Here is a 13,183-nt window from a genome sequence, read left to right as displayed (position 1 = left end):
TTTTGAGTGAAGTGGGGATTTCATGACGGCTCATGCTTGAAAAAAGTTGCTTAAAACCGTAAAGTATTAGTTGTAACGAAGACTCATAGTCTACTAATTTAGGAGGAACAGAAATGGCACACATTAAATTTGACCATTCTAAGGTCGCACCATTTGTCAATGAGTACGAATTGGGCTACATGCAAAGCCAAGTATCCGCAGCACACGACTTATTGCGCAACGGAACCGGAGCAGGTAGCGATTATATCGGCTGGGTAGATCTACCAACGAACTACGACAAGGAAGAATTTGCCCGCATTAAAGCAGCGGCTAAAAAAATTCAATCCGATTCAGAAGTATTGGTCGTAATCGGGATTGGCGGTTCTTACTTAGGTGCCCGGGCCGCAATCGACTTCTTAAACAATACCTTCTACAACTTAATGACAGACGAAAACCGCAAAGCACCACAAATCTTCTTTGCCGGCAATTCAATTTCTTCAACTTATTTAGCTGATTTAATCGAAGTTATCGGCGACAAAGATTTCTCTGTTAACGTCATCTCAAAATCTGGTACGACTACTGAACCGGCGATTGCTTTCCGCGTCTTCAAAGAACGCTTGATTGCAAAATACGGGGTAGAAGAAGCTAACAAACGGATTTATGCAACAACTGACAAAGCCAAAGGGGCTGTAAAAGTTGAAGCAGATGCTGCCGGCTGGGAAACTTTCGTAATTCCAGATGATGTAGGTGGCCGTTACTCCGTCTTGACTGCTGTTGGTTTGTTGCCAATCGCAGCTAGTGGTGCCGATATCGATGCTTTGATGCAAGGGGCTGCGGATGCTTCAAAAGAATATGCTTCCGACAAGCTTGAAGAAAACGAAGCGTATCAATACGCAGCAATGCGCAACATCTTGTACCGCAAAGGCAAAGTTACCGAATTATTGATCAACTATGAACCAACGATGCAATACTTCTCCGAATGGTGGAAACAACTCTTCGGCGAATCAGAAGGGAAAGACCAAAAGGGCATTTACCCATCTAGCGCCAACTTCTCCACTGACTTGCATTCATTGGGTCAATACATCCAAGAAGGTCGCCGCAATATCTTTGAAACCGTCGTGAAAGTTGAAAAACCTCGGAAAAACATCGATATTCCAGTGGACGAAAAAGATTTGGATGGCTTAGGCTACTTGCAAGGCAAAGACGTAGACTTCGTGAACACCAAAGCTTACGAAGGCGTTTTGTTAGCTCACACAGATGGCGATGTGCCAAACCTTCTAGTGACGATTCCTGAAATGGACGCTTACACATTAGGTTACACAATGTACTTCTTTGAAATTGCTTGTGGTATTTCGGGCTACTTGAATGGCATTAACCCATTTGACCAACCAGGGGTAGAAGCTTATAAGAAAAACATGTTTGCGCTCCTTGGCAAACCTGGCTTTGAAGACTTGGCGAAAGAATTAAACGCTCGTCTGTAAGCCAAAATAGAAGATTCAACAAAAAGCCCTCAGCGCATAAGCGTTGAGGGCTTTTTCCTATTCTGGGGTGCCAATGACCTTGATATATTCATCCACGTTTAAGATGGTCATGTGTTTGACTAACAGTTGGTTACGTTTGTTGCGTCTGCCTGTGACTCGAATGGTGTACGTGTCCTTTGGCAAACGGAAGATATAGGCGGAAAGATAGCGATTACGAATCACACAATCCAAAGCGCCATCTGCATTTTCCAAGCGCATTAGCGAGAGCATAATGGGTTTTTCTTGGAGCAATGCGGTCTTTACTAGTAATCCTTCAAATTCTTCCATGAGCTTCACTCCTTGATTCTGCCGTTGTGGCTGGCTTTATTATACAAGATAGCTGCCGGGGACTCCAGTTTTCACCCTTGAAAGCAAACGGAGGCTATGAAAAAAGAACTCCCAGCCGTGGCTGAGAGTTCTTTTTTAGTTGAAAGATTACGCATCTTGTTCGGTTAAACCTTGTTCACTACCCATGAATTTGGCAACGACTGCGGCGATAATCCCACCAAGAATTGGGGCACATAAGTAAACCCAGTAATGGGACAAAGCACTGCCACCAGCAAAAATAGCTGGACCAAAACTACGAGCTGGATTCAAAGAACCGCCAGTTAAGTTCAAAGCAATGGCAACTAAGAAACCTAGAGTCAAACCGATGGCGATAGAAGCCATTTGTTTGCTACCGTATTTCTTGCTGGTCACCATTAAGATGACGAAGATGAACAAGAAACTGATTAAGGTTTCAAAAGCAAAAGCAGCACCTGCGCTGATGTCAGGGAAGTCTGTTTGCCCATATGTTCCTGCTTCTAAGCCAAGAGCACTACCGAAACCTCCGACACAAGCGGAAGCGGCAATCGCGCCGACAAATTGTGCGATGATGAAGAACACTGCTTCTTTAATCGTTGCCCGTTTGTTTAATACCATAGCAATGGTTACGGCTGGGTTAAAATGTCCATCAGACAAACCGCCGTGGCCCACCGCATAGTCAGCGATCGTAATCGATAGACCAAAAGCCAAACCAATGGTCAATGGGTCAGGATTCGTGGAAAAAACCACCATCCCGGTACCAATGAAGACTAACATGAAGGTACCAATAAATTCACCAAAAATCTTACGAAATAATTCCATTTTATTATTTCTCTCCTTTCTGGTACATTATAGAGTTTTCTCAAGAATCGAGAGTGTAAAATATTTTGTGTAAATAGAAATTTAGGGTAGAAAAAGAGAAAGTCCATTCTGTAAAATTAAAGTTACGACACCGAAATTTTATAGGAGGACTTTCTCATGACTAATTTTACTACAGAAATTATGCAAACACTACTCAATAAAGGCGATTTAGATGAATTATTTCGGGATCATTTAGAACGAGCGATTAATTCACTTCTACAAGCAGAGCTAACTGCTTTTTTAGACTACGAAAAATATGATCGAAATGGATTCAATTCAGGAAATTCCCGTAACGGGAATTATTCACGTACATTTAAAACAGAATATGGAGAGCTAAATTTAACTATTCCTAGAGATCGGAATGGCGAATTTTCTCAACAAACACTCCCAGCATATAAGAGAACCAATGATTCGTTAGAAACGACCGTTATCCAATTATTTCAAAAAGGCATTACGATGGCTGAAATTTCCGAATTAATTGAAAAAATGTATGGGCATCACTATACGCCACAAACGATCTCCAACATGAGTAAACTCGTGTCTGAAGACGTTTTAGCATTTAAAGAAAGAACGTTAGAAGCCAGTTATTCCGTTATCTTTATGGATGCGACACATATTCCTTTGAAGAGACAAACCGTTTCAAAAGAAGCCGTGTACATTACGATTGGTATCCGATTGGATGGAACCAAAGAAGTTCTTGGGTTCACTATCGCCCCAACAGAATCCGCGTATATTTGGAAAGAGGTTCTTCAAGATCTTAAAAACCGTGGGTTAGAAGAGGTTTTATTAGTGGTAACCGATGGTTTAAGTGGTATCGAAGAAAGTATCCATAGTGTGTATCCGAATGCACAATTTCAACAATGCTGTGTACATGTATCTAGAAATATCGCACATAAAGTGCGTATTCGAGATCGAAAAGAAATTTGTGAGGAGTTCAAAGCGGTTTACCAAGCAACGTCTAAAGAAGAGGCATTGGCTCAAGTGGACTTTATGGTCAAAAAATGGGGAAAGCAGTATCCAAGAGTTGTCAATCTGCTCTTGAATCCTGCCATAGTCACATTTTATAATTTTCCTCCCACTATCAGACGAACCATCTATTCAACGAACTTAATCGAAGGATTTAATAAACAATTAAAACGGTATACTCGAAGAAAAGAACAATTTCCAAATGAAGACTCTTTAGAAAGATTTTTAGTGTCGCAATTTAATCAATATAACCAAAAATTTTTAGGCAGGATTCACAAAGGATTTAAAGAAATTCAGGATACATTAGAGTCAATGATTTAACTGTAATTAACGGAATGGATTTTCCATTTACACATAATTCTTGACGCTACCCAAGAATCGGTAAAGTAATTCGCTATTTGTGCAGCAAGATATCAAAAAAAGTCGTCAATTAGTTGAATAACTAGTTGACGACTTTAGGGAAATGTTCTAGCTGTGATTTTCACACTAACGCTCCTTTGATTAGCCTCGTAGGTTACGTACGGCTTCTTCGATTGTTACGCCAGTTGCAACACGTGCTTCGTTATGGGTGTCAATCGCTAGAAAATGGTTGCTTTCCGTATCGAATGCAATTCGATAGGTGACATCATTTGCAGTATAGGTCATCGCTTCACCTGCTTTCAATAAAATAGTTTTGTTAGCTGTTTCACCAACAATTCTAATGTAACACATCCCTCTAAAAAAAACAAAAAAATATTTTTGTCTGAAGAAAATCATAAGGATTTTACTGCCGTGTATTTTTGTAAGGGTTTCCTTTGTTGTACAAGCTCTATCTGACGAACGAGCATATCAAAAAAATGTTTGCCTTGAAAGAGATGAAATACATGCTCTCAAAATAAAAACAGATTTTTCTCTAAGAAAAGGTATCTGTTTTTGTCAATTCACAGAATAATTGTGTGAAAAATTAGTCGAAAATAGCTGATTTTTAATAAACAGAATACTTTTTCGTGATAATTCCGTTCTAACAAGGGCAAATATTAAAAAAAAGTTTGGAAAACGATTGCAGTTTTTCTTTTTTCTGTTATTATATGATTAAATAAAAAAACGCGGAGGAACACAATATGAATCAAATCGAAATCGGCCAATCCTACCTTTGCACGCCAGTTGGGCTAAAGAATACGGTAGTGGGCACAGTGGAGCAAATCTACACCAATACCGTCGTGATTACGGTGGAGGACTGCAACAAGGAAGACCGGGCTACTGTCATCGAATCTCAACACCGGATGCTGGTGAAACATGGGGATGTCAAAGAACCCGTAGCCGTGGCTTTAGTAAGCTAGACTATACCTTATTGACTTTCCTTAACAAAAAAGCTCCCAACTAGGAAAACAGGACCTAGTTGGGAGTATTTTTTTAGCCGATGCCGATAACGAAGTTCAAGAGTTTGTCGGCATAGGTAGGGTCATCTTTTTGAGCGGCAATGGTGCGATCCAAGGTTTCCAAGGAGTCGGTAATGATGCCGTCGACGCCGTAAAAAATCATGCGACTGATATCATCTTCGGAATTCGGGGTCCAGACAAAGACCTTTTTGCCGTCTGCTTTGGCCGACGTGATAAAGTTACGATTGATGGTACTAAATTCCATTGTCAAAAAGTCGGCATTGGTTTGAGGCGGCCCCACGAGATTGAAAGGGAGAATGTAGCCGGTGGGGATGTTTGGGGCGGCTTTTTTGACTTCTTCCACAACAGTATAAGACAAGCTTTGAATCATATCTTGATTTTGGCTCAAGTCTGCCTCATAACGATCCAAGAAGCGTTGTACCAATTCCTTCGAGTCTTTTCGTTGGGTTTTGATTTCTACTAGTAATTTTTGATGAAGTTCTTGGGCGTAGTCAAGATATTCATCGAAGCTTACGATAGGCGCGGCTTGTTGGTTTTCTTTGACTTGCCGCTTGAGGATGTCGGCGGCAGTCATTTGCTCTGGAGTGCCTCTTTCACCAGTCAAGGCTTTCAGGTCAAAGTCATGAATCACCACAAACTGCCCGTCACTTGTCATTTGCACATCGGTTTCGACGTAATCCGGCTGATAGCGGTCATGGGTGTCTTTCAACGCCGCAAGACTGTTTTGCACACCATTTTTATCAGAGACCCCCCGGTGAGAAATGGTTAAGGGAATGGTTTCTGTCGTGCTGGTTAAATAGTTCAAATTGTAGAGGCTGACGCCGATACCGAAAAATAGGGTCATCAGCAGTAACAGGACATTTTTCCCCTGGGGGAAGCGGGGCGTTTTTAAGGGCTCTTTATAAAACCAGCTGGGGATATCAGGCAGAAAGCCTTCATCTTCCATGAAGTCGACAATAATGAAGAAAATTCCCACCGTGGACAACACGATATTTAATAAGTAGAGAAATTGCAATAAGGTCATGGCGAAGACTGCGCTGTATAAGGCATAATCTGGCAGATACGCTTCAATCAAGTTCTGGGCCCCTAGTACGAGTAGCGTTCCTAGTGAAGCAATGGCCAAAACGCTGGCACCGATAAAGAGAAAACGACCTAAGATGGCAAAGAATCGCCGCTGGGTAATCCACCAGCTTTCTTTGACGGCGGGCCAGAATGGACGATCCCGCAAGATCATTTCCGGCAAAGCGAAAATTAACCGAATGCCGAGATAAATCAAGGCTAGGTAAACCAACAGAAACGCGGAGATGATCAAGATGCGATTGGCAAAGATGAAATCCATGATAAAAGCAGGAATCTTAATGCGGCTTAAGAGATCAGAATTAAAATTCAGACCGCCAATAGGTAAGACCAACAGGAAGTAAAATAGAAAGAACAAGACCACAGAAGGTCGGACTTTGCGAATTTGGATTACCGTCATGCACAAGAGTTGGCGTAAAGAGACGGCTTCTTTTTTCTCTAAGAAGTAGACACTGAGTAATAAGAAGGTAAATTCGAAATACACCGTTAGCAAAATAAACAACAAAGTGAGTAGTAACAAGAGAAAGACAAAGGAGTGCTGGGTGGCAATGCTCAGTAGGTTGTCATAGGAAAGGTAAGGAATTCCTCCTCTGGCTAAGATAAATTTAGTCGAGCTACTCAGTAACGGAATTACGATAAAAAGCAAAAAGCCGTGCATCAATAAGACATCTCGGAAATAAGATTGCGTCTTGCCGAGAAATTCGAATGTATTCATAAGTGTTTTTTTCAAATAATTCATTTTCATCACCTAACTACAGTGTAAATCATTTTGCTCAGTAGGGAAACAGAAGGGAACTGTTCGGGTTCAGATCGTTGGATGGCTTTTTATTTCTGCCCCAAACTCTGCCCCCAAAACACAAAAAAAGCACTTTTGACAACGAGGCCAAAAGTGCGAAAAACGTTACTAAGAAGGAGAGTAGGGGATTGGTTTTAACAAATCAAAGCCTATCACTTCCTTGTAATACCGCTGTTTTATGATTTTTTATCTCATCAAAATATCAATGCTTTTCAACAAATCGAAAACAAATCAAGTCAAAATCAAGTCAATTTCCCGCCATGATTGAAGCAAATACTCCGGGAACTTTTTTCTCCATTCGTTCCGTAACGTGTGAATATAAATCTAAAGTAATCTGAATGTTCGTGTGGCCTAATCGTTCGGAAATCGTTTTTGCAGGGACACCAGCTTCTAATAGTAAGGTGGCGTGTGTGTGTCGGAATCCGTGAATCGTGATTACCCTTAGATCGTTGTTTCTCATTATTCTTAACATCCAAGTTCTAGGTTTAGAAAGTTGAAGAAAGCTGTTTTCCACATTCGGAAAAACCAATTGATTTTTTTGGTTCGTGTTAATACCTAGTTGAAGGTAAGAGGCGGCTTGTTCCTTTTTCCACTTTTTTAGAACTTGCATTGTTTCATGATCTAGGCTAACAGTTCGCTTGGAATGTTTTGTCTTTGGTTGTTCGATATACAAGCGCCTATTTTCTCCTCTAGCTAGTGTTTGATTGATATAGATACATTCTTCTTTGAAGTCAACAAAGCGCCATTCTAGGCCTAACAGTTCACCTTGACGGCAACCGGAAGCAGACAGCAATTGAAAGAAGGCGTATATTTTAGGCGGTTCTTGTTCTTTGCAACAGGTCAAAAATGTTTGCAGTTCTTCTTTTGTGTAGTAGTTCTTGGGACGTTCCTCGATTACTTCTTGTTTTCGCTTGGGTACGATAATTCTTTTAGTGGGGTTATCATTTATGATTCCCAATTGTATTGCATATTCAAAAATTCTTGAAACATCGGTGATAAAGTCACGATATTTTTTCTTAGTTTTCACCTTATCATTGGCAAACTTTTGAATATCAGTTACGGTAATTTCATCAATCTTTTTTTTGCCAAAGACAGGTAGAGTATGCACTTCATATTGACTGATAGCCTTGCAATAAGTACTTTCCTTTACAGTCAATTTGTAGTTCTCTTTCCATAAATCAAAAATTTCTTGGAAGGTCTGACTGGCTGCTGGCTTGTTTAATCCATTTTTTTCATAATCTACCTGAAGCCGACTTAATGCGAGTTGAGCTTCTTTTTTTGTTTTGAATCCACGTTTAGTGGTAGCTACTTGTTTACCCGTTGTTGGGTCAATTCCCAAGTATGCTTTATAGTACCAAAATTTGCCTTTTTTGGTGTCATATTGCTTGATTGTAGCCATGTTTATTCCTCCAGTTGCAAACGCTGGGGACGTTGTGGGAGGGAGAAATACTACATTATTTTTTTTAAGATTTTTTCGAGCTGCTTGCGGGCGTCGTCTTGCAATTCTTGTTTACTTTTTATTTTTTGTTGATTTTCTAGATTTTTATTAATTTTTTTGTTCATATCTACATAAAGAGAATATGAATATAAATTTTCCAAATGGTGCATAAGACCGTTTAATAGAGTAAAATCATCGTCTTTATAATCTTGAGAATCAATTGGAGCTAAAGCCGTTTCCAAATATGCAATTTGAGAAAAGGTGAGAGAGTTTAAATCTAAGTTCATTAGATCTTCTTGTAAAGCTTCAATGCTAGAATTTTTAATAAATTCCTTAACTTTAGGATAATCTTTTTTTGACCATGAATAGGACGGGTCTGTTAGATACTTATAGTTATCTATGAATCTAGAATCTTCCATCGTGATTGTTCCGTAGAGCAAATAGATAGTTGAAATACTGAATTCATCACTAATAGTTTTTATCCTTTCAGGACTGGGTAAACTTTTACCGGATTCCCAACGAGAAACTATACTTTTACTTGCAGGTGGATCAAAGATTAGCCCGAATTCTTCAAGAGTAAGTCCGTTTTTTGTTCGTAGTGATCTAATTCGTTTTCCGACTTCGTACTTATCGGGTTCGTTGTTCTTCATAAAATCCTCCTTCCTTATGAAAAAAGTTACGTAATGTTACTTGACATCATTGTAAATCAAATATACAATATAGGCAAGAGGTTACGCAAAGTGACGTCTAAAAAAATATCCAAAAGTTACGCAAAGTGACGTATCGCTATCGGGAAGAAAGGAGAAAATCATATGCTAACAATCGAAGAAACACTAGCCCAATGGCAAAAGCAAAGTTTTGATGGAGCGGTATCTATGTTTGAACAGGCGTTGCAAGCAGTGGTTGATAACCAAGATATTGTAAAGCAGAAGTATGCGGCAGCCGCTTTTGATGTAAGTGTTAATACATTAAAAGATTGGGTGAAACAAGGCTGTCCAGAAATTCGCTTGGAATCAGGAATGGTTCTTTATAGTAAAAAGGCAATTCGGGAATGGTTATTGCAGTATCAAAAATAATCGCAAACGCTGGGGGCGTATGTGGAATGTTGGAAGTCAAATGGTTGTTGCTGAAGGAATTTAAAGGAGGAAGCAAAAAATGCACTATTTGGAAAAAGATCGTTTAGAGAATCGAGTTTTATACCATCTCAAATCAGCATTTGAAAATTCGGGAGAAGTTGCCCAAGAGAGTTTTAAACTGGCAATGAATGGCATTGAATTACTAAAGGAAGATTATGAGCCAGAGGTAACCGCTGAATCTGTTTTACAAGATTTGTCGGATATATCCCAAGGCGTTATTACCGATAATGAAACAGGCGAGCCAGTCGATTTTGAAGAATACCAAGAGATGATCTATTTGAAAGTTGAGCAGTTAGCAAGTGTCTTGGGAATTAAGTTGGGAGTTTAAATTATGAAAGCAAACATCACGGACCTTAGAAAAAGCGTCGTACAAATATTGAAAGAAACAGACGATACCGAGTTGGTGAAAGATATACTTTTTAAGATGATTGACAACGTGGCACAACTAAACGACGAACTAGAAGCCAAGATAGCCTACTTTTCTCAACAAGAGGCAAACCTCAAGAATATGCTAAAAAGCCTCAGAGAAAGCCAATTAGCAGCACTTACGAAGCTGGCAGAGGCGGCGAACTTATCAGAGTATGAAGCGCTGGAAGTTTTGGAAGCCTTCAAGGATTACGTATCAAGTCAGGAGTATTAATCATGATTGGAGTAAGAAAAAAAGCCTTAACGATTCCACCGACCAAAGCGAACGTTAAAGGCTATCACAACGGTAATTTACAGCCGTTTTTTCTTAACTCCATGATAACAGAAAATGGAGGAAAACACCATGAAAACAGTAAAATTAACAAATGACGATTTAATGAAATATGTGGTTGAGCTAACCAATCTATCCCAACAAGCAAAGGTATTGAAGCGATTGGCTGAAACGGTGGAATACGCCAGAGTGACCGGTGATGATTTTTCTTTGAAATACCAGATTAATAGTGGGCTACTTGGTGAAATTGGCGATAGTCTTAAAATCCTAGAGAAAGATATTCAACGTATCTCAAACGAGATTTGCCCGGATTGAGGTGGCCACGATGAATAAAAAATTCAATCTGTTTACGCTAGGGGTAGTAGCCGGCTTAGGTTTTGGCTTTGCCCCAATGGTAGTGAAGGTGCTGACGTTGTTTTCAGTGGTGGCGATTTTGTGGAATGAATGGGACGAGTACGAAGTGAGGAGGGGAAACGATGATTTATACAAATATAGTGAAAACGTTGGAACCAATGCACGAAGTAAAGAATATTGATCGTGATTTTGATTTCTTTAAAACGTGCAAGGCCCAGCGCCTTCCTTATCCAAAAGACAAAGACGAAGAACTAAAGATTAAAACACAACAAATGCTGATAGTTATCGCTGGTACTATCCTTGGGGACTTAAAGCGTAACAATACAAATTTGGTTAGTCGTTCGCTACTCTTTATTGATTTTGATGATGTCCAAGAAACAGAATCCGAATTTTTAGGGAAGATAACGGACAAGCTAAAAGCCGTCAATTACTGCTTATATCCAACCCTGAAATACAAGCCGGATAATATCCGTTATCGATTGGTTCTTGAATTGGATCGTGCAGTAAGTCGTGAGGAATACGAGAAGTTGCTGTTTGGGCTTTGCTTAGATCTGGCCGTTAAGTTTGAATTTGATGAAAGTAATAAAACGTGGTCACAGGGTCAAGGCTTGCCTATCGTTACGGAATTTAGCAGTGATAATTTACGTATTTTCCACGATGGATTTAAACCTGTTCCAGTTGATAAGTTCCTTCATAGGATTACTAATTCTCAACAGTGGGTAGATGCACAAAAAAAACAGCGCCTACCTAAAACAAGTAGCTATACAACCAATAGTTCCGGCAAGCAAAAATATACAGGCGTTTTCCTGGAACAATTGTTTGAAGGGGCAACCGTTGGGAATCGAAACATTTGGTGGCGGCAGATGGTAGATAAAATGCTAAGTGTTGATACACCAATTGAAACGATTGCTAAAGTGATGGGAGCAATTAATTTCAACTTAGAAATTTTTCCAGAACCATTAGATCAAAAGGAGCTGGATACCATTTTTCATTCCAGAATTAAAAACCATGCCGAGAAAGGAGGAAACCTTTATTGAGTAGTATAAGCGATTCGGTACTAAAAGACACAATCGCCATTAGGCACACGGTACAACAAAAAAAGAAAAACAGTTACTTTGGCAAAACACCGTTAAATTTGCGTGTGGCAATCAAAGAAATTGAAAGCAAAGACGTTGGTATTGCCCAAGCAATGGTTGATGAATTGAACAACATTTCTCCAGATTGGTTTATGTGTACGGTTGAAGTGAACCAAAAAGATTCAGATAAATTTTCAATTGACCATTACTTTGATCACGAAAAAATGGGCGATATGATTATCAAAAAGAATCATTTGTTGCGATTTCCTAAGTTGTTAGAAGGGGCTGTCTATGAGCCGTTGAAAGGCGCTTGGCGGTACTTTGGTAAGAATGAGATGATTTCCTTTACAGAGAAAATCTGTCTCGAAGAACTGCAAGCGTGGGGCTACTATGACCAAAGATATATATCACCGGTCAAGACTTATGTAAAACAGAAAACGTATGATCCTTCTTATTCCAACCGTTCACCTTTTGAGGAAAGCAATCCGGCATTGGTTCCCTTTAAAAATGGGACGTACAATATTCTCACCAATGAGATGAAGGCCCACGATCCCGATAATTTCATATTGATTTCTTACAACTATGAATTGGATATGACCGGAACACCGACACCAGCGACAGACAAATTTTTCCATGATTTCTTTGGTGATGCCGCCTTATTCATGAAGCAGTTTATTGGATATACCTTTTATCGAAGCCATGCCCCAGCACAAGACTTAGTTTTCTTATATGGGAAAGGTGGAGAAGGGAAGTCTAGTTTTTTGAATATGATGGCTGAATACTATATCACTAAAGAAAATCGTACAGCACTAACTCCGCAAATGTTGACCACAGATAAGTTTGCCGTTGTTGAATTGCTGGGGAAAGCTTTAAACGTCAGTGGGGATATTGATAAGGATTACATTAGTCAGACAGGTATTTTGAAACAGTTAACTGGTGGCGATGCTGTCCGGGGTGAGTTCAAAGGAATCCAAGGGTTCACCTTTGTAAGCCACTCTAAGCATATTTTCAGCATGAACGAGTTCTTTCATTTTAAAGATATGAGTCCAGGTTTTGCTGACCGTTTAACCGTTGTCCCAATCACTATTGGCAACCAACGATTAGAAGGGGCTAAATTTTGGGATAGCCAAGATTTAGATGAAATAGAAAAAGAATCAGCTAGTTTTGTTTATCAGTGTATACAGGAGTTCAAAAAAATATTTAACGGTAAGAAGGCTAACTTCACACGTTCAAAGGCAATGGCAGATACGAAAGCCGAATGGTTATTTGACAATGACCGGATAGCCCAATTCTTGTTTGAATGTTGCGAGGTTGACAGCGCTGAAACTAGAGGGGAAATTGCAAAAACGGTTGCTGCTGAGTACAGAGCGTTTTGTTCCTGTAATGGTTACAAAGCACAGTCAACTCAAGAACTAACTAAATATTTGAAGGATAAATGCAAAGTACCAAAAAGCAGAAACACAAAAGGTTTTAATGATAGTGGTCAACATACACCTCGATATATCGGGTTAAAACTAATCTCAACGTATCGAATCTTAAGTGATTAAATGTTCGTGTTGTGTCACTAAATTGTCATTACTTCGTCCATAAAGAACCCTTAT

17 protein-coding genes are annotated in these 13,183 nt (G+C 39.6%); 11 read left to right on the top strand and 6 right to left on the bottom strand.

The window, feature by feature from the left end; all coding sequences use genetic code 11:
* Positions 1-113 precede the first annotated feature (113 nt).
* Positions 114-1,460: a glucose-6-phosphate isomerase gene (locus I579_RS00210; protein WP_010753219.1), complete on the top strand. Its 1,347-nt coding sequence runs from the start codon at positions 114-116 to the stop codon at positions 1,458-1,460.
* A gap of 57 nt (positions 1,461-1,517) precedes the next feature.
* On the opposite strand, the gene I579_RS00205 is transcribed toward I579_RS00210, so the two are convergent.
* Together I579_RS00205 and I579_RS00200 are read right to left on the bottom strand one after the other, a co-directional pair.
* Complete coding sequence (locus I579_RS00205) at positions 1,518-1,787, bottom strand: hypothetical protein (protein WP_010753220.1); 270 nt, start codon at positions 1,785-1,787, stop codon at positions 1,518-1,520.
* A gap of 147 nt (positions 1,788-1,934) precedes the next feature.
* A complete protein-coding gene (locus I579_RS00200; protein ID WP_010753221.1) occupies positions 1,935-2,624 on the bottom strand; it encodes an MIP/aquaporin family protein in 690 nt (229 codons plus the stop codon).
* A gap of 156 nt (positions 2,625-2,780) precedes the next feature.
* On the opposite strand from I579_RS00200, the gene I579_RS00195 reads away from it, so the two are divergent.
* A complete protein-coding gene (locus I579_RS00195; RefSeq protein ID WP_010752995.1) occupies positions 2,781-3,950 on the top strand; it encodes an IS256 family transposase in 1,170 nt (389 codons plus the stop codon).
* A 180-nt stretch (positions 3,951-4,130) separates the two neighbouring features.
* On the opposite strand, the gene I579_RS00190 is transcribed toward I579_RS00195, so the two are convergent.
* Positions 4,131-4,385 (bottom strand): hypothetical protein, encoded by a 255-nt coding sequence (locus I579_RS00190; protein WP_034810328.1) that lies wholly within the window; start codon positions 4,383-4,385, stop codon positions 4,131-4,133.
* A 344-nt stretch (positions 4,386-4,729) separates the two neighbouring features.
* Between I579_RS00190 and I579_RS00185 the strand changes: the two genes are divergently transcribed.
* Complete coding sequence (locus I579_RS00185) at positions 4,730-4,948, top strand: hypothetical protein (RefSeq protein WP_010753223.1); 219 nt, start codon at positions 4,730-4,732, stop codon at positions 4,946-4,948.
* A 73-nt stretch (positions 4,949-5,021) separates the two neighbouring features.
* Here the strand turns inward: I579_RS00185 and I579_RS00180 are convergent, their stop codons facing one another.
* From I579_RS00180 to I579_RS00170, 3 genes are all read right to left on the bottom strand, one after another.
* Positions 5,022-6,824: a glycerophosphoryl diester phosphodiesterase membrane domain-containing protein gene (locus I579_RS00180; protein ID WP_010753224.1), complete on the bottom strand. Its 1,803-nt coding sequence runs from the start codon at positions 6,822-6,824 to the stop codon at positions 5,022-5,024.
* Positions 6,825-7,128: 304 nt separating this feature from the next.
* Complete coding sequence (locus I579_RS00175) at positions 7,129-8,280, bottom strand: site-specific integrase (RefSeq protein WP_010753225.1); 1,152 nt, start codon at positions 8,278-8,280, stop codon at positions 7,129-7,131.
* A 50-nt stretch (positions 8,281-8,330) separates the two neighbouring features.
* Positions 8,331-8,969 carry a helix-turn-helix domain-containing protein gene (locus I579_RS00170; RefSeq protein ID WP_010753226.1) on the bottom strand — a complete coding sequence of 213 codons (639 nt, stop codon included), beginning with the start codon at positions 8,967-8,969 and terminating at the stop codon, positions 8,331-8,333.
* A 162-nt stretch (positions 8,970-9,131) separates the two neighbouring features.
* Between I579_RS00170 and I579_RS00165 the strand changes: the two genes are divergently transcribed.
* From I579_RS00165 to I579_RS00140, 8 genes are all read left to right on the top strand, one after another.
* Entirely contained in the window at positions 9,132-9,395 is a 264-nt protein-coding gene (locus I579_RS00165) for a MerR family transcriptional regulator (protein WP_010753227.1), read from the top strand.
* Between the two features lie 79 nt (positions 9,396-9,474).
* Positions 9,475-9,783, top strand: coding sequence for a hypothetical protein (locus I579_RS00160; RefSeq protein ID WP_010753228.1), 309 nt, complete (start codon positions 9,475-9,477; stop codon positions 9,781-9,783).
* A gap of 3 nt (positions 9,784-9,786) precedes the next feature.
* Positions 9,787-10,095 (top strand): hypothetical protein, encoded by a 309-nt coding sequence (locus I579_RS00155; RefSeq protein WP_010753229.1) that lies wholly within the window; start codon positions 9,787-9,789, stop codon positions 10,093-10,095.
* 2 nt (positions 10,096-10,097) lie between these two features.
* Positions 10,098-10,250, top strand: a complete 153-nt coding sequence (locus I579_RS12735) for a hypothetical protein (protein WP_010753230.1) — start codon at positions 10,098-10,100, stop codon at positions 10,248-10,250.
* A complete protein-coding gene (locus I579_RS00150; protein ID WP_010753231.1) occupies positions 10,225-10,467 on the top strand; it encodes a hypothetical protein in 243 nt (80 codons plus the stop codon). Before I579_RS12735 ends, I579_RS00150 begins: the two co-directional genes overlap by 26 nt.
* A 10-nt stretch (positions 10,468-10,477) precedes the next feature.
* Positions 10,478-10,687 (top strand): hypothetical protein, encoded by a 210-nt coding sequence (locus I579_RS12730; protein WP_010753232.1) that lies wholly within the window; start codon positions 10,478-10,480, stop codon positions 10,685-10,687.
* The gene (locus I579_RS00145; RefSeq protein ID WP_010753233.1) at positions 10,629-11,543 is read left to right on the top strand and encodes a hypothetical protein; all 915 of its coding nucleotides are present in this window, start codon (positions 10,629-10,631) and stop codon (positions 11,541-11,543) included. Before I579_RS12730 ends, I579_RS00145 begins: the two co-directional genes overlap by 59 nt.
* Positions 11,540-13,129 (top strand): DNA primase family protein, encoded by a 1,590-nt coding sequence (locus tag I579_RS00140; RefSeq protein ID WP_010753234.1) that lies wholly within the window; start codon positions 11,540-11,542, stop codon positions 13,127-13,129. Before I579_RS00145 ends, I579_RS00140 begins: the two co-directional genes overlap by 4 nt.
* The last annotated feature ends 54 nt before the right edge of the window (positions 13,130-13,183 follow it).

This window comes from Enterococcus asini ATCC 700915 (assembly GCF_000407365.1).
In the GTDB taxonomy this organism is placed as follows: Bacteria; Bacillota; Bacilli; order Lactobacillales; family Enterococcaceae; genus Enterococcus_C; species Enterococcus_C asini.
Note: the sequence above shows the minus strand (reverse complement) of the source record. Positions and strands in the feature narration are given on the sequence as shown.